This is a genomic window from Gordonia soli NBRC 108243, from assembly GCF_000334455.1.
Lineage (GTDB): Bacteria > Actinomycetota > Actinomycetes > Mycobacteriales > Mycobacteriaceae > Gordonia > Gordonia soli.
Genome location: NZ_BANX01000051.1, coordinates 1 through 19055, shown reverse-complemented (window position 1 = coordinate 19055; position 19055 = coordinate 1). Strand labels below are relative to the sequence as shown.

The window sequence follows — 19055 nt, the reverse complement described above, 5'->3', positions numbered from 1 at the left end:
CGAATGTCAGATAGGGGTTGTAAGCTTTCCGCATGCCAGCGATCATCTACTGCCGCGTCTCCTCGGACCCGCAGCAGCGCGGAAAGTCCGTGGAAGAGCAGGAGATTGAGTGCCGCGCGTTCGCTGCGTCGCAGGGCTGGACTGTCGGCGAGGTACTCGTCGACAACGACCGCGGCGCGTCCCGATACAGCCGCAGGGATCGTCCGGCATACCGACGACTCAGCGAGACGCTCACCAAAGGCGACGTCCTCATCACCTGGGAGGCATCCCGAGCCCAGCGCGACCTCAAGGCGTACATCCAGCTCCGCGACCTGTGCGCCGAACGCGGGGTGCAGTGGTGCTACTCCGGCCGGATCTACGACCTCGGCCGCGGCGATGACCGGTTCACGACTGGTCTCGATGCGCTGTTGTCGGAGAAGGAAGTCGAGCAGACCCGCGAACGCGTGCTTCGCGCGGTCCGCGCGAACGCTGCCGCGGGAAAGCCGCACGGGAAGCTCCCCTACGGCTACATGATCGTGCGCGACCCCGTCACCGGCGAGTCGATCGACCGCGTGCCGAATCCCGAGACGGCTCCGATCGTCCGGGAGATTGTGAAGCGCGTTCTCGCCGGTGAGTCGATGTACTCCCTGTGTAAGGAGTTCAACGCCAACGGCATACCGGGTCCGAGGCCGCGGCGCGATGGCACGCCAGCGCAGTGGATCCCGGTGACCATGCGCAAGATCATCGAGTCCCCGACCTACGCCGGATTCCGCACTCACAAGGGGGAGGTTGTCGGGCGGGCGACGTGGGAGCCGCTGATCACCGAAGACGAACACGAGCGGATGAAGGCATTGCTCGCGAACCCGACGCGACTGACTCACCGAGGCTCGGAACCGCGGTGGCTACTGACCGGAATCGCGACATGCTCGGTGTGCGGGGAGCGAATGGCGCGCCTGAAGAACCGAGGCACCGACGCGTACTACTGCAAGGAGCGGTACTGCGTATCGCGGTCGGTCCAGCAGCTCGATCAATTCGTCGTCGAGAACGTGTTGCGTCGGCTCGAAAGTCAGGACCTACTGGGCGACCTGGACACCGCTGACGGTGCACTCGACGCGGCGATCGAGCAGGCGCGCGCACTGCAGCAGCGACTCGACGCATTCACCATGTCGGCCGCGGACGGGGAGCTGACTCCGGCCGCGTTGGCGAAGATCGAGGCGCGGCTACGTCCGCAGATCGCGGCGGCCGAAGCGCAGATCCGTTCGTATTCAAGGTCTCCCCTGATCTATGACCTGTCGGGCTCCAGTGCGCGCGAGAAGTGGTTGGACCTACCCATCCGGGAGCGGCGCGAGGTCGTTCAGGCCCTGGTCGACATCCGGGTGAAGCCGGTTGGTCGCGGCAATCGCGCGTCACGGCGGCTGGTCTCCGACGGCGTGGAACTCATCTGGCTGTAGGTCGTCGACGCGACGAGCCGCCCGATCTGATCCGCCGGAGTCGATTCACGACGACCGGGTTGTGGGCGAGCGCGTCGGGATCGTCGAGGAGCCGGTTCACGCGCTGCCAGAACCGCGTGATCGAGATCCCGAACTCGGCATCGATCGCCGCGGCGTGGTTGCCGGCGAACCGCCAGTGCTTCCCGGCGAAGTCGAGAAGGCGGCGGTCCTCGTCAGTCATGCGATTCTCCACTCCGAAGGGCACAGATGCTGAATCTGCTCACGCTCCTCATCGCTCACGTACGCCAGTCGAAGCCGGAACGTGTAATCGTCCACCCACAGCTTCTGCGCCATGCACGGGTAGTCGGGTTCCCCGATGACAGCGTCGGCAAGGTCTTCGATGGTGATGAGTCGGCGGGCTGCTTCGAGGTGGACTTGCCGTTCGAGTTTCTGCAGGTGCCAGCGTGAGCAGGCGACACCGTCGTCGCCGCGTTCGTAGTGCACGATCTCGTGCGCGACCGCAGCCCGGCGTTCCCGCTGGGACAGGCCAGCGCGGATTTGAATGAGGCCAGCGGAGTAGGTGGCCCGTGCGCGCAGGTTAGGTACGAACTCGATGGCGATGTCGAGGTCTCTGGCGTGACGCCACGGGTGGTAACGCATGCCCTGGAAACTAGGACACGACACCGACAACCATTGCGGTGCTAGCGAATTACACGTCTGTCACTCTTCAAAGAAGACTGCGGGTTTATCGACTGCTGCCTGCTTGATCTCTTGGGCAATACCTACAGGGATCTGAATGGTGTAAGTGTCACCACGAGGGTGCTGAACGGACGCAGTCAGGTCCGACAGACCGGCGTTGAGTACGCCTACGCTGTAGTCGATCGCCCAATCTAGAAGCATGTCGATCAGCTCAGTCTCCGGAATCAGGGTTCGTCGTTCGACCCTGAACTGCACCAGGCCCGACAGGCTGACTTCGAGTGCGGAGTCTGTTTGGGTGGCGGCTTCAATTGGGATGGTTATCTCGACGGACTCGGCCTCCGAGTTCTCGAATTGGCGGATAGCGATGTTAACTCCGAAGGATGGAGTGCTGGTGGGACGTTCGTCCGGCAATTCAATGCGGCGGGAAGTCCAGACGATGCGGCCGTCTGAGATCTCGTCGATTAGCGCTGCCACTGCGGCGTCTTGCTCGTGGGGATTCTCGGGGCTGACCAAGGAGTGTGTCCCGACCAGGCCTGCACTCGTGAGAACCCGCGGTCAACCTCTTCCATCTTCTGCACGTCAAATGAGATGTGCGCGCCTACCGCGTGCGCGTATCGCAGAATGATGTCGAGAGTGGGATTTGCGTTCTCACGTTCGGATTCGAAACGGCAAACACCAGATCGGTTGATGTCGATTGCGTCGGCGACCTCTTGCTGCGAGTACCGACGGTCCTTGCGGACCTGAATCAGCTGCTTGAACAAGAGGCGACGCGCGCGGTGCAGTTCCCTTGCGTTTCGATCGTTGGCGGGTGTTGCGAGATCCAGCTCGGTCCGGTCTTCGCTCATGCGTTGCACTGTAGCGCAACAACCTGAGGGGAGTCTGGCTAGGTTGGAAACTTCGCCCACTCGTAACCTTCGTTGGCAAAGTGCCACTTCAGGGTCTTCATGGCCTTCCTAATCGCGTCGGCCTCCCGCTCGTCGGTGACCCGCTGCGACCAGGTCGACATCTTGTGCCACACCCGAACGCCGACGACGTGGTCCTGATGGTTGGTCGGCTCGCCAAAGTACAAGCGCCAGTGCCTAGCGCCTCCGCCTCTGATGGCTTTGCCCACGGTCTTGAACTCGCCAAGCCACGGAGGGTCAACCATCCCGCCGGGCGACCTGATGAGAGGGCTGCGAACGAGGGTGTCATCGATGTCGACGCCGAGCCCTTCAGCCTCCTCTATCAAGCCAACTAGTCCGTTCCATGCGAATCGATCGAGGGACTTCAGCTCCTCGAGGTCAATGTTGCACTGGCGCTCTGCGCACCAATGCACGTTGCCCCGATGCACTCGATTGCCGTGCGGGAACCTCGCTGTCACGCTCCGCCCTCCGGACCCTCGGGGTCGGGTGCGGCGCGTCGCTTCGATCCGCGTTCCAGCCATTGGCTGTACGCCAGCCCCAGCAGCAGACCGACCGCGATGCCGATCACGAGGTTGCCCGTGGCGATGCCGAAGGCGACTCCGAGCGCCAGGCCGAACACAAGGCTGGGCCCGAGGATGCGATTGGCGACTCGACCCATCAGGCTCCCCCCTCCGGGCCGTCTGGGTCGGGCGGCTCGTCACCGTTGAACTCGTCGTAGTCGGTTGGGCCCGGGGGGTCGTATGCGGCTGCCGGCTCGTCGATGATCGGGTCAGTCTCAAAGTCTCGGCCTTGATTGCCGCGTTTCAAGGGGCGCACATTGTCAGTGTCTCGTTGTTCGGTAGACACCCCGTCACGGGTCTTCTGGTCTTGACTCGCTTCGCGCGGTGCTCCCTGGGGCGCGGTCGTGTCCAGGTCATCTTGATCTCCTTCTGCGAGGTGGGTGATTTCGCCGCTCAGCACCCTCGTTAACGAGGTAGCCAGATCCATCTCATTGCGCGCTGGAGCGTATTGGCGAGACGCGAGGTACTCCAGCGATCGACGAGTGGCCTGCTCGAGGTCTTCGAAACGCTCGTCTAGTGGGGTCTGCACACTGCGACGAACGGGGCCGTCCTCGTATCGCAGGGCGGAGATTCGCTCTCTGCGCTCGATGTCCTCGCGGGTTGGTCGAGGATCAGGCCTTCCGCCGGACAGGACGACATCAACGCTTCCCGTTTCCCAATCGAGAACAGACTCGACTTCGCGATAGGTGGCCTTGCCAAGTTTCCGCTTCCCGTTCTCGAGATCTGTAACCACGCGATAGCTGACGCTGAGCTGCTCAGCGAACTTCTCGCGTGTGCTCCATCCCATCTCGATCCGCCTCGTTTGGACGTGGTTGCCGAGTCGCTTCAGGTCGTCCGTCACATGATCGATCGTGCCGGAATCGTTAGGAAACATCCACTGCCCACCGGGCAGGAAACGGCACGAATTGTCGGAAACACACAGATGTAACTTGACGCCCCATCTGGCTCCTGACCTGCGGACATGAAGTATTCGGAAGAACTTTCCGTTTCCCGCTTGACGTTGTTTCCGTTTGTTTCCTACTATGGGCACATGGCACAGAAGGTTTCGGAAGCACCACCCGAAGAGGCGCAGGTGTCGGAACAGCAGCGGGTGGGCGCAACGATTCGCGCCCTGCGGGAGGCGTACGGGTACAAGCTCGGCAAGTTCGCCGTCGCGATCAACACCACCCATGGACACCTGGCCAACATCGAAGCTGGACGCAAGCGCTGCACCCCCGAGATGGCGCGTCGCGTAGCCGACACGCTCGGCGTGCCCCTGGCTGCCATCACTACCGCTCGATCGGTTGAGGAGGTGGCGTGATGGCCAACTACTCCAGCGGCCTAGTCTCCATCGAATTCCACGGCGACACCCTGTATGTCGCCGAGATCGACGACAAGGTGCACGTCATCTTGCGGCCCGCATACGAAGCGATCGGGGTGGGTGCCGATCAGCAGATTGCGAACCTTCAAAGGCAGCCTTGGGCAACCACTAGCGTTACGCGAGTCGTTGCCGGAGACGGCAAGGTGCGGAACATGATCACCGCGGATCTGCGGTCATTCCTCATGTCGCTTGCGACCATCCCCGCCTCCCGTGTCGCCGAGCATGTCCGACCGAAGTTGATCGACTACCAGCGCGAGGTCGCCGACGTCATCGAGGCGCACTTCACTGGCGTACGTCATCACCAGACAATCCCGAACACAGTCACGTGGGATGAGCTGTCCGCCTTGATGCGGCAGCGCTACGGGATCGACCTCGACGTCTGCGATATCACGCGCGCGCTGCGCGACGGCGGCGTCCTCAAGCAGACCAATGCGCCCCGCAAGGCTTACCGAAACTGGTTTTGGTTCACCGGATCTGCGTGGAACGTCCATCCGCATGTGCTCGCGGAGATCACTCGCAAGGTCGTCGAGACCCGGAAGGTCCTCGGCGACGCGGCGGCGGTCCAGATGGAGATCGCGATGGACGCAGAGATCTACCGGGAGGTCGAGTCCTCATGACCGACACCGAGCCCACCCGCCAGCACGATCCGGATCTCTGGCCTCTCGCGCCGGGCAACGCGCCGGCCGAGATCGAGGCCGCGTTGCGGGCCGAGGAAGAGCGTTGGCCCGAACCGTCGGCCGACCTTCGTGTCCGAGTGTCGGCAGTCTTCCGGTCCGCCGAACGCCGCCGCAAGAAGGCGAGCGCCTGATCTCCCCGACGTCTGCCGGGGAAGCAGGCGTCGGGGTCTCTATCCGATTCACCCATCGAAGGGACCAGCCACATGTTCATCCACCTAGTTCTCGACAATCTCGGATTCGCCATCACCGCGGCGATCGGGATCTTCGTCGGGGCCGTCATTCTCGTCGACCTGGTCGTCACGTCCCGGCGCAAATGGGAGCCGATGCAAGTCGACCGCGGCACGATCGTCGAGCCGAAGGGCGGTCGCAATGCCTGAGCGTCGACTCAACTACCGCGGCGACCGGCGCGACTTCGACCGGGACGCGATCGTCGGCCCGGACATGTTCGGCGCGTTCTACCGGCCCGTCTCGGCCGAGTACGACGCCGATGCGGACCGGACGTCGATCGCCTACGTGCCGGTCCTCGGCGGCGAGGCCGCGACATCCGAGGCGGTCACCCGATGAGCGACTACCTCCCGCAGATCTCGGACCGTCTGGGCGACATCGCCGCCGCGATCCGCGAGGGCAACCTCGCGCCGCTGACGGAAAGGATCGCGCTCAGAGAGTCGGCCACAGGTGGCGACACCCCGTCGGTCGCCCGCCACCACCTCGCCTCGATGGAGCAGGCGTGGGACGAGGGATACGACGAGGGGTACCGCACCCCAGACTCCGAGCCGTGCAACCCGTACCGCAAGTTGCTCGACAACCGCCGCGAGTTTGTCCGTGAGCAGGTCGAGAACGGGTACGGCGCGCTCGTTGACGAGGACGGCGACAACGTGCTCGGTGACGACAACGCCGAGTGGTTCGACGCCGTGCTCGACGCGCACGACGAGTGGCTGGCGTTGCCCTCAAATCCGCGTCCGAAACCGGAACCTTCGCAGGTCCGCGAGCGTGCGATGACGGTCGTCGTGGACGCGGAAGGGCAGAAGATCAGGCGGCGGCGGCGACTGCTTGCGTCGGCTCGGTCAGCGTTCGCGGCTCCGAACAGCCTGTCGGTCGAGCAGCAGGAGATCGTCGACCAACTGATCATCGAGCTCGACGAGGTCACCCGATGAGTGCCGCCGACATGTTCGCCCGCCACGGCATCGCCGACAAGGTGAGAGCCGCCGCCGAACGTGAGACCGCCGGACAGGTGCGCGATGCCGACGAGGCGATCGGACGCGCGTGGCGTGTGCTCACCGAAGCGACCGTCAACCACAACGGCCAGGCCTTCGTCTCCCACTGGCGCGATTCCAGCGGAACCATGCACTACCAGGTCAGCGTCGGCGAGTTCCTCGACGACGAGTACGCCGGGAATGTCATCCGCGAGAGCGCGAACAGCATGGCCGAGGCGCTCGACCGCGTGCTCGAGCGGCTCAACCGTGAGGACTGGGACCGATGACCGCCGCCGCCGACGCGATCAAGGCGCTCACGCCGCCCGACTGCTGGGACGACGAGTTGGACATGCCGTTCCGCTGGTACATGCCCGACAACCCGCGCAGCCTGCGGGTCGAGGTCGACGAGGACGGCGACGTCGCCATCTACGCCGGGACCTGCTGGACCACGCAGGTCGTCGGTGCGCTCACCGCCGTCGAAGCTCGCTGGCTGCGCGACGTGTGGCCCGCACTGCTGCTGACGGTCGACGCGTACACGGGGGTGCCGTCGTGAACGCCAGCCTCGCAACCGCATACGACGACCTGGACCGCTGCTGCGACATCGACGCTTCGATTCGCGGATACGTCATCACCCGTCTCGTGTCGCCGCAGACCCAGACGCGCGAGTTCCACGTGAGCCTCATCAGCGATCGGGGGGCCATCAACCAGATCGCACCCGACCTCCGGACCGCGATCGCCGACGTGCTCGAACGGATCGATCGGGGTGACTGGCACCGATGAGTACCACCGACTTCACCACCCAGTTCGCCCTCTTCATCAACGGAGAGATCATCTGCCAGTCACCGCCGACGATGGGCTATCTGTCGGCGTTGTTCAGCGCGCCGCCCAAGCCTGTCGTGTTCGACACGAAGGCAGAGGCGGAGTCGGCGGCCGCGCAGATCCGATCGAACCTGCGCGAGACCTACCACATCGACCCGGTCGTCACGGTCGCTCACCGGTACTGCTCGGCGTGGAACGTGCAGCCCCTCGGCGCGGACATCGTCAAGCGGTTCGAGCGCCTTCTCGATGAGGAGGGGTTATGAGCGCCGAGTACTACACCTCTGAGCATCAGATCGCTGAAGCCGCAATGGACTTGGTGGACGAGCTGGTAGATGTCGAGTCCCCCGACGTGATGCTGCTGCAGATCGCGCACCGCTTCCAGACTCAGTCCGCACGCATGGCGCAGATAGTGATGTGCCTCGGATTCTGGGCAGCCGACGTTCCATTCGAGACGCTCAACGCGCGAACTGGTCGGATCGCGGTCAGTCGAGTCCGGTCGTTGATGGCCGCCGGGAAACTGGACCTCGATCGCTACCTCGGCCAGGACGGGCCGGTGGTCGCATGACTGCCCTCGTTGTCCTCGCCCTCGTCCTGACGGCCATCAGCACCGGGTGGAAGCTCGCCCAGCACGGAACGGTTCGGCCCTACTGGTGCATCGACTGTGGCGCGCGTTGGACGATCCGCAACACCCGTGATGGGCATCGTGAACTCGCCCGACTGCGTGCTGACCACCGAATGCTTCCGGAGGTCACCCGATGACCGAGTTCGACACCATGATCTTCCGTCCATCGGGCGCCGACATCCGCAGACACCCGTGTGGGGCGCGTGTCTTCTACGCCGAACCGGTCGCGGGCGGCCGACTGCGCGCCAGCAATCACCACATCCCCGTCGATGTCGATCCCGTCCCCAACGGCAAGTTCGCCGTCTACCCACGCCCAGGCAAGTCACCTACGGTGCAGCACATTTCGGCACCCAAGGCCGTCGGGATGAAGGCCGCCGGCATCCCGCTCTACCAGCTCCACATGCCCGAATGCCCGAAGCGAGATCAGATTCGGGCTGCAGCTCGACGAAAGGCGACGCGATGAGCGACACCGTCAGACAGCCCGTCACCGCGGTCACCCGGTTCAGCGAGGCGCGTGACCGCCGCGGCGAGCTGGTCTACCTCGACAACACCGAGTGCGTCGTCTGCCACCGACAACTGATGGGCCTACTCGTCCGGGTCACGACCGGGATCTGCAAGTCGTGCGAGGAGGTGGTGTGGCAGTGAGCTACGCGACCGTCCGCTACGAGGACCTGAACGGCAACGGCTACCCGAAGGTCTCGACGGCAACCGGCGAGGTCCTGGAAGGGCACCCGACCGTCGTCGTCATCGAGGACGAGCACGGAACGACGAGGGTCCCCTGGGCCAACGTCATCGACATCTACGAGAGCAGGAACCAGTGAGCGCCAACGACACCGACACCTTCCGCGAGCCGACCGACTACGAGGTCGCGATCCTGGCCGGTCTGCAGAACAAGCCGCACATCTACGGCGGCTACGGCGATGACCAGTTCATCCTCCGCGCCGACGGCGAAGCCGAGTTCGTCCCCGACCCGAGGATCGCGAGAACCGAACGGCGGCGCGCGAAGAACCGCGTCGCCCGAGCGTCGCGCCGCATCAACCGGATTCGGTCGAAGCGGTGAGCGCGCATGGAGTCTCGGTTCGAGTTCGAGGACGGGTACCCGCGTCACCACCGCGAGGTGACACTCGACGACCTGCGACCAGTCGACGACCTCGGGCGGATCAGCACGAGACCGTTCCGGCCGGACGTCGAGGCGTGGCTCGCACGGCAGGGGTCAGGGGTCGGCGATGAGTGACACCAGCCTCCGCGTACACGCGAACATGCTGCAGGGCACCGAGGAGTGGGAAGCCGTTCGTCGCGGCATCGTGACCGCGTCGGTCGTCGGGAAGCTCATCACCACCCGGCGACTCACCGCGATCGACTACACGTGCCCCGAATGCGCAGCCTCACCGCACGATCCGTGCCGGGGAAAACGCAACGACGCACCGATCAAGACCCTCCACACCGAGCGTGCCGCGGTCGCCAAGTCCACCGCCTCGCCGACCATCGTCGAGGCCGCGAGCAACGACGACTCCCGCGCGTTGACCATGTCTCTCGCCGCCGAGCGCATCACCGGCTGGACCGACCCCACGTTCATCAGCAACGACATGCTGCGCGGCATCGAGGACGAGCCCTGGGCGCGGAAGAAGTACGCCGAGCACTTCGCCCCGGTCCGCGAGGTCGGATTCATGGTCCGCGAGGGCAGCGGATTCCGGCTCGGCTACTCACCGGACGGACTGGTCGGCGACGACGGGCTGATCGAGATCAAGTCGCGTTTACAGAAGAAGCACCTCGACACCATCCTGTCCGAGCAGGTGCCCGCCGAGAACATGGCGCAATGCCAAGCGGGACTGCTGGTCTCGGGCCGTAAGTGGCTCGACTACGTCAGCTACTGCGAAGGGATGCCGCTGTGGGTGAAGCGGGTCCGACCCGACGAGCAATGGTTCGCCGCGATCGTCCAGGCCGTCCGCAAGTTCGAGGACAACACCACCGAAATGGTGCGCATCTACAGCGAGTCGGTCGCTGGACTGCCGCTCGTCGAACGCGCCGTCGACCGAGAGATCAGGATCTGACATGAACGATGGAGCATTCGACCTGTCGACGACGATCGAGCCGAGATCAGATCAGCTCAACGCCGAAGACCTGCTGACTGGCCCCCGCACGATCACGATCACCGACGTGCGCCGTGGAAGCGCTGAGCAGCCGGTCGACATCGTCACCGCCGAGTTCGGTCCCAGCCGGCCCTTCAAGCCGAGCAAGACCGTCCGACGCATCCTCGTCGCCGCGTGGGGTGCCGACGCCTCGGCCTACGTCGGTCGGCGCATGACGCTCTACCGCGACGCGAGCGTGAAGTTCGGTGGCCAGGACGTCGGCGGAATCCGGGTCAGTCACATGTCCGACATCCCGAAGCGGTTCTCGGTGTCGCTCACGGTGACCCGAGGGAAGCGCCAGCCGCACGTGGTGGAGCCGCTGCCCGCCCAGACCGCCCCGCCGACTGAGCAGCCGAAGGGCCCGACGCCGAACCGGAAGCTCGTCGCACTGTTCGAGCGCGCGAATCTGACCGCCGCCGACAAGGAAGGACGCCGGATCGTATTCGGCTCGTTCTTCCCCGACACGACCGTCGGCACGCCCACGGCCGAGCAGACCGCGCACGTCGTCGAGCAGCTCGAAGCCCTTGCCGCACAGGGTGACGACGACTCGATCCTGATCGACACCGTCGAATCCATCATCCAGCAGCACGACGAAGACACCCGAGAGGACTGACCCATGACCACCCAATACGACGAGACCACCGACCTTCCCCGCGAGCAGCACCAGGCGCCCGACGGCATCGACAGAGCCAACCCCGATATCCCCGTCGGCTCCGGAATCGAATACAACGGCGAGGTCATCACCGAGGCCAGGATCAAGTTCGTCGGCGGGATGAGTCCGGCGGCGTTGAAGAACCCTCCCAAGGAGGGCGAGACCCGCGCCTACGTCGTCCTCGCCACCGGGAAAAAGCATCACTTCGGCAGAGTGAACGACGAGACGACTCTCGTCGTCGACGTCGAGCCCTACGTGATCTACGACCGCAACCTCGGCCCGTTCGGTGACCAGATCGAGCGCGGACCCGACGAGAAGGTCGAGACCGATCCCGACGCCGATGTCGAGGACCCCAAGGGCGGACTCTTCGATGGCGAGGGGCAGATCACCGGGGACCTCGAAGGCGAGGGCGACCCGGACGGCGACGAGTCATGAGCGTCCTGTCCGTCGAGGTCGAGGGGCGACGATTCGTCCCCGTCACCCAGGTCGAAGACCTCGAACGGCGGCTCAGCATTGTCCAGCGCGCGGCCGACGCGAACGCGGAGGAGCGCGACGACGCGCGGGCGACCGTGGCGATGCTGCGGCGGAAGCTGGCAGCCGCAGCCGACCCCGACGAGCCGGTCATCTTCGCCGCCACGATCAGCGGGATCGTCGCATACGCCTACGTCGCAGGGGCGTTGGGGCTCGACCTAGTGTCCACCAGCGCGTCGGCCGTCGAGCTGGCGACCTCGCTCCGCGCGGAGCTGGCGGGCCTCGACCTTGACGACGATGGGCCGGTTGGTGAGTGGCCGCCGCTGCCAGCGAGGGGCGGTGTGGCATGACGATCTGGACCGTGAACCTCACTCGCGCGCAGACCAACATCTTCGCCCGAACCGGCGGGATGGTCCTCCTCACCCTCGACGGCGACTACCAGAAGGGCGACACGCTCGCGATCTACGAAGGTGAGCGGCGCATCAACTGGTCGTCCTGGTCGCCGAGCATCGTCGAGCACGTCCTGAAGCACGCGCCTGGTCTCGAGTCCGGCTATGTCGTTCTCACGCTCAACAACCGGAAGGCCGAGCATGCCGAACGGTCCGCCGAAACGTCCAGGGAACTCGCACTGCGTCGCGAGCGGTCGAACGTCGCTCTACGCGGCCAGATCACGAAGTTGCGGCACCGACTCGCGGGTGGTGGATCGTGACACTGACGCTTACCGATCTGTTCTGTGGAGCCGGCGGGTCATCGACCGGCGCGGTCGCGAACCCTGGTGTCAGCGTGAAGATCGCCGCGAACCACTGGGATCTTGCGATCGCCACCCACAACACCAATCACCCCGACACCGACCACGCAATCGCCGACATCCACAAGGCCAACCCCCGCTACTTCCCCCGCACCGACATCCTGTGGGCCAGCCCCGAGTGCACGAAATGGACTGTCGCGTCGGGGAAGGCAGCACCAGCGATCGATCCGGGCCTGTGGGAGGACCCACTCGCCGACGAGGCCGCACAGCGCTCACGGATGCTGATGTTCGACGTCCCGCGTTTCGCCGAGCACCACCGGTACCGTGCGGTCATCGTCGAGAACGTCGTCGACGTGTCCACCAGACCGCAGTACGTGGCTGCGTTCGACCGCTGGCTCGCCGAGATGCACAAGCTCGGCTACCGGCATCGCGAGGTGTACCTCAACGCGATGCACGCCCAGGCCGGTGGTGATCCGGCGCCGCAGTCACGAGATCGCCTGTACGTGGTGTTCTGGCGCGACGGCGACCGGGCACCGGACCTCGACCGGTGGACACGCCCGAAGGCCTGGTGCGAGACCCATGGCTGGATCGTCGCGATGCAGTCGTGGAAGAACCCCGCCAAGCCGAAGCGTGGCCGCTACCGCCAGCAGTACCTCTACCGCTGCCCACACACCGAGTGCCGCAACGCGATCGTCGAACCCGGTTGGCTGCCCGCCTCATCGATCATCGACTGGGAGCTGCGCGGCCAGCGGATCGGCGACCGCGCCAAGCCGCTGTCACCGAAGACGATGGCCCGCATCCGCGCCGGCCTGGAGCGATACGGCCCCCACATCGCCGAGGCAGCGGGCAACACCTACGACAGCGCCGACCCTCGCCATCCCGCACACGGACGCCCGGACGGGTACATGCGCGTCTGGCCCGCCGACGATCCGTTGCGCACCCTGCACACCACAGAGTCGAAGGCGCTGCTGATCCCCGTCGAGGGGAGAGACGGCAAGGAGGCACGCCCCTCCGGTGATCCGCTGCGCACGATGACGACCCGCTCGGAGACCGGTGTCCTGGTCACGCTGCGCGGCCAGAATGCGCCGAAGACGACCGATGACGTCGTCGACACGTTCGCCGCGTCCGGGACACACCACGGTCTGCTCATGCGACACAACACCGGCGGCGCCGAGATGGTCACCCCGACCGACGAGGTGATCCGCACCCTCACGACCAAGGGCCACCAATCGCTGCTCGTCCCGACCGGCGGCACCTGGAACGACACCGCTTACCCATCGACCGACCCGATGCGCACCCGCACCACCCGCGAAACCGAGGCGCACGTCGTCACCGCCGCCGACATCGACGACTGCGAGTTCCGCATGCTCGAACCCTCGGAGATCAAGCGAGGCATGGCATTCCCGGCCGATTACGTGATGCTCGGCAACCGGCGCGAACAGGTCAAGATGGCCGGCAACGCGGTAGTGCCACCCGCCGCGCGAGACCTCGTCGGTGCCGTCGCCGAGAGCTTGGGGGTGGGAGCATGAGCGCCCCGCCCATGGCGTACTTCGGCGGGAAGACGCGCCTCGCTGACCGCATCGTGGGGATGCTGCCCCCGCACGAGCACTATGTCGAACCGTTCGCGGGTTCACTCGCCGTACTGCTTTGCGAAGCCCCTCAGCCGCCTGGAGACCGTCAACGATCTCGACGGCGACATCATGACGTTCTGGCGTGTTCTTCGCGATCGGCCCGACGAACTCATCCGAGCGTGCGCCCTGACACCACATTCGCGCACCGAACACGAGCACGCTCACGCCGTTGCGCAGCTCGAGCACGACGAGGTGGAGCGAGCCCGACTTGTATGGGTGCGGATCACACAGGGCCGCGCAGGTCTCCTACGAAAGACGGGATGGCGCCACTACATCGACCCTGCCGGAACGAAAACTGCGATGCCCGGATATCTCGATGGTTACGTCGAGAGAATGGCGGTCGCCGCCGAACGGCTGCACAACGTCAGTCTCGAGTGCCGCCCAGCGCTGGATGTGATCCGCAGTTACGACCGCGGACCGCGGGTGTGCATGTACATCGACCCTCCGTATCTGAGCACCACGCGGGCCAGTGGCGCGTACCAGACCGAGATGGGACGCGTCGACCAACACCTCGAGCTGTTGGATGCACTGATCGATTGCGAGAGCTCGATCATTCTGTCGGGGTATGCGTCCGAGCTGTACGACGACATGCTCGCGGGCTGGGATCGGTTCGATATCCCCACGACGACGGGTCAGGGCGGTCGGCGCAGCGAGCGCACCGAGGTCGTCTGGTGCAACCGCGTTGGCGATCTGACGCTCGACTTCGGGAGCGCCGTCTGATGCCCGCCGGCACATTCCCCCGTTGCCGCCACTGCCGGTCCCGCGTCCAGCACTGGTCGGTCCGGATCTGCGCGAACTGCCGGATCGCCTCGGGACGCCCACGGTTGCGGCTGATCCACACGACCCCAACGACGACCGAGGAGGTGTCCAGTGCCCGTTAGTAAGCGTCTTCGCTACGAGATCCTGCGGCGCGACAACCATGCGTGCAGGTACTGCGGAGCGAGCGCGCCCGATGTGTCGCTCGTCGTCGATCACGTTGTGCCGGTAGCGCTCGGAGGACTCGACGACCCAGCGAACCTGGTGACCGCGTGCCACGACTGCAACGGCGGAAAGTCTGCAGCGTCCCCCGATGCCCCCCTTGTAGCCCAAGTGGCCGATGATGCGGTTCGATGGTCTGCGGCGATGTGTCGTGCGGCTGAGGAACTGCGCAACAGCGAGGTTCGCCGAGAGTGGATCTATGAGGCCATAGATGCCGCCTGGTACCGCGGCAGCCGACCTGACGACTGGACCAACTCAATCGACAACTTCCTCAACGCGGGGTTGCCGTCCGAGGCGATCGTGCGACTGGTCCACATTGCGCAGAACAAGCGCGGCGACATGGGCTACCGCTGGTCGTACTTCTGCGGCTGCTGCTGGAAGCGAATCCGTGAAATGCAGGGTCGAGCGGCGACGTACGTGGCGCGCGACGAAAGCGCGCCGGCCCCTGCGGACAACGACACGGTCGGGAGCATGCCCACGACATGGGGGGCTGCCGACATCACAGTCCGAGTGAGGGAGGCGCTCACGCTCTACGAATCGGTCAACGGCAAGGCCACCACCGTCGACGAGATGATGTCCTGCGAGCACGCCGACTACATGGAGCACTGCGGAGATCCTGCCTGCCTGATCTATCAGGCAGGGATTCTCGTGGGCTTCCTTCGGGGCACACGGCGGGAGGTGTCTCGTGGCGCGTGAGTACGCAAAGGCGTGGTTCGCCATGTTCACCGACGACGATTTCGTCAACCAGCCGCACGGGGACAAGTGGCTCTATATGACCCTCCTCGGGCAGCCAGCGCTGAACTACGCGGGGGTCCAGCCGATCAACATGCGGCGGTGGCGTAAGGCGCTCAGAGACGGCCACACCCTGCCGAGCGAGACCGACGTCGAGAAGGCACTCATCCGCATGGAGGAGCGTGGCTTCGTCTTCACCGACGACGACACCGGCGAGGTTCTCGTCCGATCGTTCATGCGCTCGGACGGCATCGACCGCCAGCCGAACGTCCTCAAGTCGGCCCTCCGTGCCCTGGCACAGGTCGAGTCTCCGAAGCTCGCCGCGGTGATGCTCGACGAGCTTGGTCGGCTGACGGTCCCGGAGGTGAAGAGCGACAAGCTCGGAGCCGAGATCGACACCCTGTGGGCCGCAGCTCGGACCCACCTCGACCGGCGCACGGAAGGGTTTACCGAACCCTTCCCGAAACCCTTTGCGGAACCCTTCACCGAAGGGCTACCGGAACCCTTCACGCGACCTGGGAAAACGGAACCCTTCGCCGAACCCTTCCGGGAAGGGTTACCGGAAGGGTCGGTTGTGGTTGAGGTTGGGGTTAACTCACCTACTGCAGATGGTTACGTTGAGAGTTCGCGTGCGCGAGGCGACGATTCCCGGACCGACGGCCGCGCCCCCGACTCGATCGAACCCTCCCAGAGATCATCCACGACCAACGACCCCGAGCCGCCCATCCGCTGCAAGCGTCACCTGAGCGATCCGGAGAACACGACCCCGTGCGGTCCGTGCGCCAACTTCCGGAAGCTCCACGCGAACTGGGTCGAGCGCCAGACGCGCCGGGATGCCGAGGCGAAGTCGGCCGAGGCTCGCGAGCGGGCCCAGCTACGCACCGCCGAGATCGACGCGTGCGAACTCTGCGACGACCGCGGCTACGTCGGGACTCGGGTCTGCGACCACGACCCCGCCGCCGCTGAACGCAACTCGCGCGGCGCCGCCCAGGTCCGCGAAGCACTCGCCGCCGCCCGCGCAGCCACGACGACACCCGACCCCGACGACGCCGCCGAAGACGACGACCCGCTCACCGTCGACACCGAGGAGCGTCACGTTGTCTGACACCACCGACCTCGCCCGCCTCGACTTCACTCCACAGGTGCGATGCGACTCCGCGTCCCCGCAGGTGGCGTGCATGTCCCCTGCCGAGTACCGGCTCGTGATGCACCCACCGAAAGCGCCGGGCGCCACCGAGTGCGGCAACCACGTGAGCCTGCTGTGCCGGTTCTGCACCGACAAGGTCCTGATGAACATTCGTCGCACCTTCGCTCGGGCCCGCGGCCCCCGTCCGGTGTGCCCGGTGTGCGGGAAACCGTTCCGCGAGCCCCACGGCATCGTGAAGGAGGTCGAACGACTATGAGCACCGGACGCGACATCGTCGCCGACATCGATGCCCTCATCGACGACCAACTCGCTGCCGGCGAGGACGGCCAGACTGCCCGCGCTGACAACGTCGACCGCCCGTGTGGGCACTGCGGCCGCCCATGGCACGGGCTGGCCGTGACCCGCCGTCTCGAGGAGATGCGGCTCGAGTACGGCCGCCGGCGCGATGCCGCCGGTGATCGTGGTGAGGAACCCGAGTACGCCACCTCCGCGATCCTCGACGGCTACCGCTACGACGAAGACGACTCCGACATCCTGTGTCCGGGCTCCGAGTTCATCGGTCCTGTCCCTCCGACTTTCGAGCCGTATCGGTGCACGTGTTTCGCGTGCGCGGTCGATCGGATGGTGAACCCGTTCCGCGATTCGGTCGGACTGTTCCAGCAGCAGCCGAGCCCGTGGGCGCGTCGGTGGGAACTGCCGCCGTTCGACTGGTCAGCGTGGATCGGCCCCGCGACCAATTCGGCGAATGCCCGCTGGTGGCGACTCGACAACCCACCGACTGACTTCGACTACGAGATCATCGACGACCGCGAAGAGTTCGATGCGTTCGCTGCGCCTGGCTACCGGGCGTTCGCTCCCGCACGCCGCTGGTTGATGGTCCGCAACCGCGAAACCCTCGCGATGGAGAAGGTCGAACTGTTCGACGACGGCAACGGCACCAACCTCGTGTACCGCTACGACGGCGTTGATCGTCTCACCGCGGTCGAGATCTACACGTACTGGCCGCCGCGACTCGGTGGCAAATGGGTGCCGATCACCGCGCCGGGTGGCCGTCGGACATCCACATCCCTCATCCCGACTCGATGGCTGTGCCGCATCCTTGACGACGCCGGACTGTGGTTCCTCGCACCGCGCGAACTTCGCGCTGTCCGCGATCGGCTCAGGGGTCTCGTCGGCAGGGTCGGGATGGTGCCCGGCGCCCCGTACTTCGTGGGTCGAGACTTCAACCTCGGGACCGGAATTCGTTTCGGCTGGGACCGCGGCGACGGCCGGATCCTGACTGGCACCATCGTCGGCGACGTCGAGACCGACGAACACGGCAACACGACCTTCAGCCTCCAACCCGACGGGATCGACCGATGAGCGTCGTCGGGATCGACCCGTCACTGACCGCGTGCGGCATCGCGGTCCTGCACCCGTGCAAGGTCCGCACGATCGACGGAACCCGCATGGAGACCGAAGTCCGGACGCTGACGGCCGTCGGGCGGAAGGGGACGGCGGGCGAGGGATACACGGAGCGCGCGCGCCGGATTGTTGCGCAGCAGCGACGAATTCTCCGCGGCACCGCTCGGCAGGGCTGGACCGGCATTCCCGACGATGCCGAGCTGGTCGTGATCGAGGGTCCCTCGTACGGGTCGCAGCACGGCGCCCAGATGGACCGCCACGCGCTCTGGATGGGCGTGTACTCGTCACTGCAGAGCAGGGGCGTCCGTATTGCCGTCTGCGCCCCACAGACGCGGGCGAAATGGGCGACGGGTAGGGGGAATGCCCGGAAGGGCGAAGTTCTCGCCGCAGCGCGCGAGCAGTGGCCCGACGAACGCATTCCGGACGACAACTGCGCGGACGCGCTCGTCCTTGCGGCAATGGGCGCGCATCGCCTCGGGTGGCCGCTGCCATTCGAGACCAAGGACCGACATACGACCGGACTCGACGCGATCGAGTGGCCTGAAGGGATCAACCGATGACCGCAGCAGACGAGGCACGCCAGAAGCTCATCGACCGGGCTGTCGGAGTGTTGGCAATGAACGGGGTCGAAGGCGTGACCGCCCCCGGGCGGGAGAACGTGCGGCAGGCCGTCGAGGCGTTACTCGCGGATGTCGGGGCTTTACCGGACCTCGCCTCGGATGCTGGTGACACCGTTGCAGACGAGGCGCGCCAGAAGCTCGAAGGCGTCACCGATGGCCCGTGGTTCACACACGTGATGGACACAGTTTTCGTGGGTAACCGTGCGGATGGCCGCGAGTACGGGCTATGGGAGATCGTCTACAGCACCGACGACGATCTGAGAGACCTGAAGCCAGAAGCGGCGCAGCGACAACTGGCCGAT

General features: G+C 65.6%; 38 protein-coding genes and 1 pseudogene. 32 read left to right on the top strand and 7 right to left on the bottom strand.

What is annotated here, in order from left to right; genetic code table 11:
- The first annotated feature begins 32 nt into the window (after positions 1-32).
- The gene (locus tag GS4_RS24580) at positions 33-1430 is read left to right on the top strand and encodes a recombinase family protein (RefSeq protein ID WP_007625823.1); all 1398 of its coding nucleotides are present in this window, start codon (positions 33-35) and stop codon (positions 1428-1430) included.
- Here GS4_RS24580 and GS4_RS24575 read toward each other — a convergent pair.
- From GS4_RS24575 to GS4_RS24545, 7 genes are read right to left on the bottom strand one after another with little or no spacing between them, the layout of a single operon-like run.
- On the bottom strand, positions 1417-1650 hold the full coding sequence (locus GS4_RS24575) for a DUF3263 domain-containing protein (protein WP_007625821.1): 234 nt from the start codon (positions 1648-1650) through the stop codon (positions 1417-1419). The two genes, GS4_RS24580 and GS4_RS24575, sit on opposite strands and share 14 nt — an antisense overlap.
- On the bottom strand, positions 1647-2069 hold the full coding sequence (locus tag GS4_RS24570; protein ID WP_157226766.1) for an ImmA/IrrE family metallo-endopeptidase: 423 nt from the start codon (positions 2067-2069) through the stop codon (positions 1647-1649). Before GS4_RS24570 ends, GS4_RS24575 begins: the two co-directional genes overlap by 4 nt.
- 60 nt (positions 2070-2129) lie before the next feature.
- Entirely contained in the window at positions 2130-2582 is a 453-nt protein-coding gene (locus tag GS4_RS24565; protein ID WP_007625817.1) for a hypothetical protein, read from the bottom strand.
- Positions 2570-2953 (bottom strand): helix-turn-helix transcriptional regulator, encoded by a 384-nt coding sequence (locus tag GS4_RS24560; RefSeq protein ID WP_040511815.1) that lies wholly within the window; start codon positions 2951-2953, stop codon positions 2570-2572. The genes GS4_RS24565 and GS4_RS24560 overlap by 13 nt, the downstream gene beginning before the upstream one ends.
- Before the next feature lie 38 nt (positions 2954-2991).
- Positions 2992-3468, bottom strand: coding sequence for a hypothetical protein (locus GS4_RS24555; protein ID WP_007625811.1), 477 nt, complete (start codon positions 3466-3468; stop codon positions 2992-2994).
- Entirely contained in the window at positions 3465-3668 is a 204-nt protein-coding gene (locus GS4_RS24550; RefSeq protein WP_007625807.1) for a hypothetical protein, read from the bottom strand. The genes GS4_RS24555 and GS4_RS24550 overlap by 4 nt, the downstream gene beginning before the upstream one ends.
- On the bottom strand, positions 3668-4411 hold the full coding sequence (locus GS4_RS24545; protein WP_040511812.1) for a helix-turn-helix domain-containing protein: 744 nt from the start codon (positions 4409-4411) through the stop codon (positions 3668-3670). The genes GS4_RS24550 and GS4_RS24545 overlap by 1 nt, the downstream gene beginning before the upstream one ends.
- 120 nt (positions 4412-4531) lie before the next feature.
- Here GS4_RS24545 and GS4_RS24540 point away from each other — a divergent pair, with 120 nt between their 5' ends.
- From GS4_RS24540 to GS4_RS24405, 31 genes and pseudogenes are all read left to right on the top strand, one after another.
- Positions 4532-4870, top strand: a complete 339-nt coding sequence (locus tag GS4_RS24540) for a helix-turn-helix domain-containing protein (protein ID WP_007625803.1) — start codon at positions 4532-4534, stop codon at positions 4868-4870.
- Positions 4870-5547: a phage antirepressor N-terminal domain-containing protein gene (locus GS4_RS24535; RefSeq protein WP_007625801.1), complete on the top strand. Its 678-nt coding sequence runs from the start codon at positions 4870-4872 to the stop codon at positions 5545-5547. The genes GS4_RS24540 and GS4_RS24535 overlap by 1 nt, the downstream gene beginning before the upstream one ends.
- Entirely contained in the window at positions 5544-5738 is a 195-nt protein-coding gene (locus tag GS4_RS24530; RefSeq protein WP_007625799.1) for a hypothetical protein, read from the top strand. Before GS4_RS24535 ends, GS4_RS24530 begins: the two co-directional genes overlap by 4 nt.
- A gap of 72 nt (positions 5739-5810) precedes the next feature.
- Positions 5811-5984: a hypothetical protein gene (locus GS4_RS25790; RefSeq protein ID WP_007625797.1), complete on the top strand. Its 174-nt coding sequence runs from the start codon at positions 5811-5813 to the stop codon at positions 5982-5984.
- Positions 5977-6171, top strand: a complete 195-nt coding sequence (locus GS4_RS24525) for a hypothetical protein (RefSeq protein ID WP_007625795.1) — start codon at positions 5977-5979, stop codon at positions 6169-6171. The genes GS4_RS25790 and GS4_RS24525 overlap by 8 nt, the downstream gene beginning before the upstream one ends.
- Positions 6168-6761 carry a hypothetical protein gene (locus GS4_RS24520; protein ID WP_007625794.1) on the top strand — a complete coding sequence of 198 codons (594 nt, stop codon included), beginning with the start codon at positions 6168-6170 and terminating at the stop codon, positions 6759-6761. Before GS4_RS24525 ends, GS4_RS24520 begins: the two co-directional genes overlap by 4 nt.
- Positions 6758-7087 carry a hypothetical protein gene (locus GS4_RS24515; protein ID WP_007625788.1) on the top strand — a complete coding sequence of 110 codons (330 nt, stop codon included), beginning with the start codon at positions 6758-6760 and terminating at the stop codon, positions 7085-7087. The genes GS4_RS24520 and GS4_RS24515 overlap by 4 nt, the downstream gene beginning before the upstream one ends.
- Positions 7084-7353 (top strand): hypothetical protein, encoded by a 270-nt coding sequence (locus GS4_RS24510; RefSeq protein WP_007625785.1) that lies wholly within the window; start codon positions 7084-7086, stop codon positions 7351-7353. Before GS4_RS24515 ends, GS4_RS24510 begins: the two co-directional genes overlap by 4 nt.
- Complete coding sequence (locus tag GS4_RS24505) at positions 7350-7580, top strand: hypothetical protein (protein ID WP_007625784.1); 231 nt, start codon at positions 7350-7352, stop codon at positions 7578-7580. The genes GS4_RS24510 and GS4_RS24505 overlap by 4 nt, the downstream gene beginning before the upstream one ends.
- Positions 7577-7882: a hypothetical protein gene (locus GS4_RS24500; RefSeq protein ID WP_007625783.1), complete on the top strand. Its 306-nt coding sequence runs from the start codon at positions 7577-7579 to the stop codon at positions 7880-7882. The genes GS4_RS24505 and GS4_RS24500 overlap by 4 nt, the downstream gene beginning before the upstream one ends.
- Positions 7879-8184 carry a hypothetical protein gene (locus GS4_RS24495; RefSeq protein ID WP_007625779.1) on the top strand — a complete coding sequence of 102 codons (306 nt, stop codon included), beginning with the start codon at positions 7879-7881 and terminating at the stop codon, positions 8182-8184. The genes GS4_RS24500 and GS4_RS24495 overlap by 4 nt, the downstream gene beginning before the upstream one ends.
- Positions 8181-8378 (top strand): hypothetical protein, encoded by a 198-nt coding sequence (locus GS4_RS24490; RefSeq protein ID WP_007625778.1) that lies wholly within the window; start codon positions 8181-8183, stop codon positions 8376-8378. The genes GS4_RS24495 and GS4_RS24490 overlap by 4 nt, the downstream gene beginning before the upstream one ends.
- On the top strand, positions 8375-8704 hold the full coding sequence (locus GS4_RS24485; protein ID WP_007625776.1) for a hypothetical protein: 330 nt from the start codon (positions 8375-8377) through the stop codon (positions 8702-8704). The genes GS4_RS24490 and GS4_RS24485 overlap by 4 nt, the downstream gene beginning before the upstream one ends.
- Complete coding sequence (locus tag GS4_RS24480) at positions 8701-8886, top strand: hypothetical protein (protein WP_007625772.1); 186 nt, start codon at positions 8701-8703, stop codon at positions 8884-8886. The genes GS4_RS24485 and GS4_RS24480 overlap by 4 nt, the downstream gene beginning before the upstream one ends.
- Complete coding sequence (locus GS4_RS24475; RefSeq protein WP_007625770.1) at positions 8877-9062, top strand: hypothetical protein; 186 nt, start codon at positions 8877-8879, stop codon at positions 9060-9062. The genes GS4_RS24480 and GS4_RS24475 overlap by 10 nt, the downstream gene beginning before the upstream one ends.
- Positions 9059-9301 carry a hypothetical protein gene (locus GS4_RS24470; protein WP_007625765.1) on the top strand — a complete coding sequence of 81 codons (243 nt, stop codon included), beginning with the start codon at positions 9059-9061 and terminating at the stop codon, positions 9299-9301. The genes GS4_RS24475 and GS4_RS24470 overlap by 4 nt, the downstream gene beginning before the upstream one ends.
- A gap of 6 nt (positions 9302-9307) precedes the next feature.
- On the top strand, positions 9308-9475 hold the full coding sequence (locus GS4_RS25785; protein WP_007625762.1) for a hypothetical protein: 168 nt from the start codon (positions 9308-9310) through the stop codon (positions 9473-9475).
- Positions 9468-10292 carry a lambda exonuclease family protein gene (locus GS4_RS24465; RefSeq protein WP_007625759.1) on the top strand — a complete coding sequence of 275 codons (825 nt, stop codon included), beginning with the start codon at positions 9468-9470 and terminating at the stop codon, positions 10290-10292. The genes GS4_RS25785 and GS4_RS24465 overlap by 8 nt, the downstream gene beginning before the upstream one ends.
- 1 nt (position 10293) lies before the next feature.
- Entirely contained in the window at positions 10294-10983 is a 690-nt protein-coding gene (locus tag GS4_RS25925; protein WP_007625758.1) for a hypothetical protein, read from the top strand.
- A 3-nt stretch (positions 10984-10986) separates the two neighbouring features.
- Positions 10987-11457, top strand: coding sequence for a hypothetical protein (locus GS4_RS24455; RefSeq protein WP_007625756.1), 471 nt, complete (start codon positions 10987-10989; stop codon positions 11455-11457).
- Positions 11454-11843: a hypothetical protein gene (locus GS4_RS24450; protein WP_007625749.1), complete on the top strand. Its 390-nt coding sequence runs from the start codon at positions 11454-11456 to the stop codon at positions 11841-11843. The genes GS4_RS24455 and GS4_RS24450 overlap by 4 nt, the downstream gene beginning before the upstream one ends.
- A complete protein-coding gene (locus GS4_RS24445; protein ID WP_007625747.1) occupies positions 11840-12202 on the top strand; it encodes an ASCH domain-containing protein in 363 nt (120 codons plus the stop codon). Before GS4_RS24450 ends, GS4_RS24445 begins: the two co-directional genes overlap by 4 nt.
- A complete protein-coding gene (locus GS4_RS24440) occupies positions 12199-13770 on the top strand; it encodes a DNA cytosine methyltransferase (RefSeq protein WP_007625743.1) in 1572 nt (523 codons plus the stop codon). Before GS4_RS24445 ends, GS4_RS24440 begins: the two co-directional genes overlap by 4 nt.
- A pseudogene (locus tag GS4_RS26440) lies at positions 13767-13841 on the top strand (hypothetical protein); the annotation flags it as partial. The gene GS4_RS24440 and the pseudogene GS4_RS26440, both read left to right, overlap by 4 nt.
- Before the next feature lie 10 nt (positions 13842-13851).
- The gene (locus GS4_RS24435) at positions 13852-14592 is read left to right on the top strand and encodes a DNA adenine methylase (protein WP_007625741.1); all 741 of its coding nucleotides are present in this window, start codon (positions 13852-13854) and stop codon (positions 14590-14592) included.
- Positions 14593-14742: 150 nt separating this feature from the next.
- Positions 14743-15546: an HNH endonuclease gene (locus GS4_RS24430; RefSeq protein ID WP_007625739.1), complete on the top strand. Its 804-nt coding sequence runs from the start codon at positions 14743-14745 to the stop codon at positions 15544-15546.
- Between the two features lie 22 nt (positions 15547-15568).
- Positions 15569-16687 (top strand): hypothetical protein, encoded by a 1119-nt coding sequence (locus GS4_RS24425; protein WP_157226765.1) that lies wholly within the window; start codon positions 15569-15571, stop codon positions 16685-16687.
- Positions 16680-16985 (top strand): hypothetical protein, encoded by a 306-nt coding sequence (locus tag GS4_RS24420; RefSeq protein ID WP_007625735.1) that lies wholly within the window; start codon positions 16680-16682, stop codon positions 16983-16985. Before GS4_RS24425 ends, GS4_RS24420 begins: the two co-directional genes overlap by 8 nt.
- Positions 16982-18091, top strand: a complete 1110-nt coding sequence (locus tag GS4_RS25025; protein WP_007625732.1) for a hypothetical protein — start codon at positions 16982-16984, stop codon at positions 18089-18091. The genes GS4_RS24420 and GS4_RS25025 overlap by 4 nt, the downstream gene beginning before the upstream one ends.
- Positions 18088-18693 (top strand): RuvC family protein, encoded by a 606-nt coding sequence (locus GS4_RS24410; protein ID WP_007625725.1) that lies wholly within the window; start codon positions 18088-18090, stop codon positions 18691-18693. The genes GS4_RS25025 and GS4_RS24410 overlap by 4 nt, the downstream gene beginning before the upstream one ends.
- The coding region (locus GS4_RS24405) for a hypothetical protein (protein ID WP_040511807.1) at positions 18690-19055 on the top strand (366 nt) is incomplete at its 3' end. The genes GS4_RS24410 and GS4_RS24405, both read left to right, overlap by 4 nt.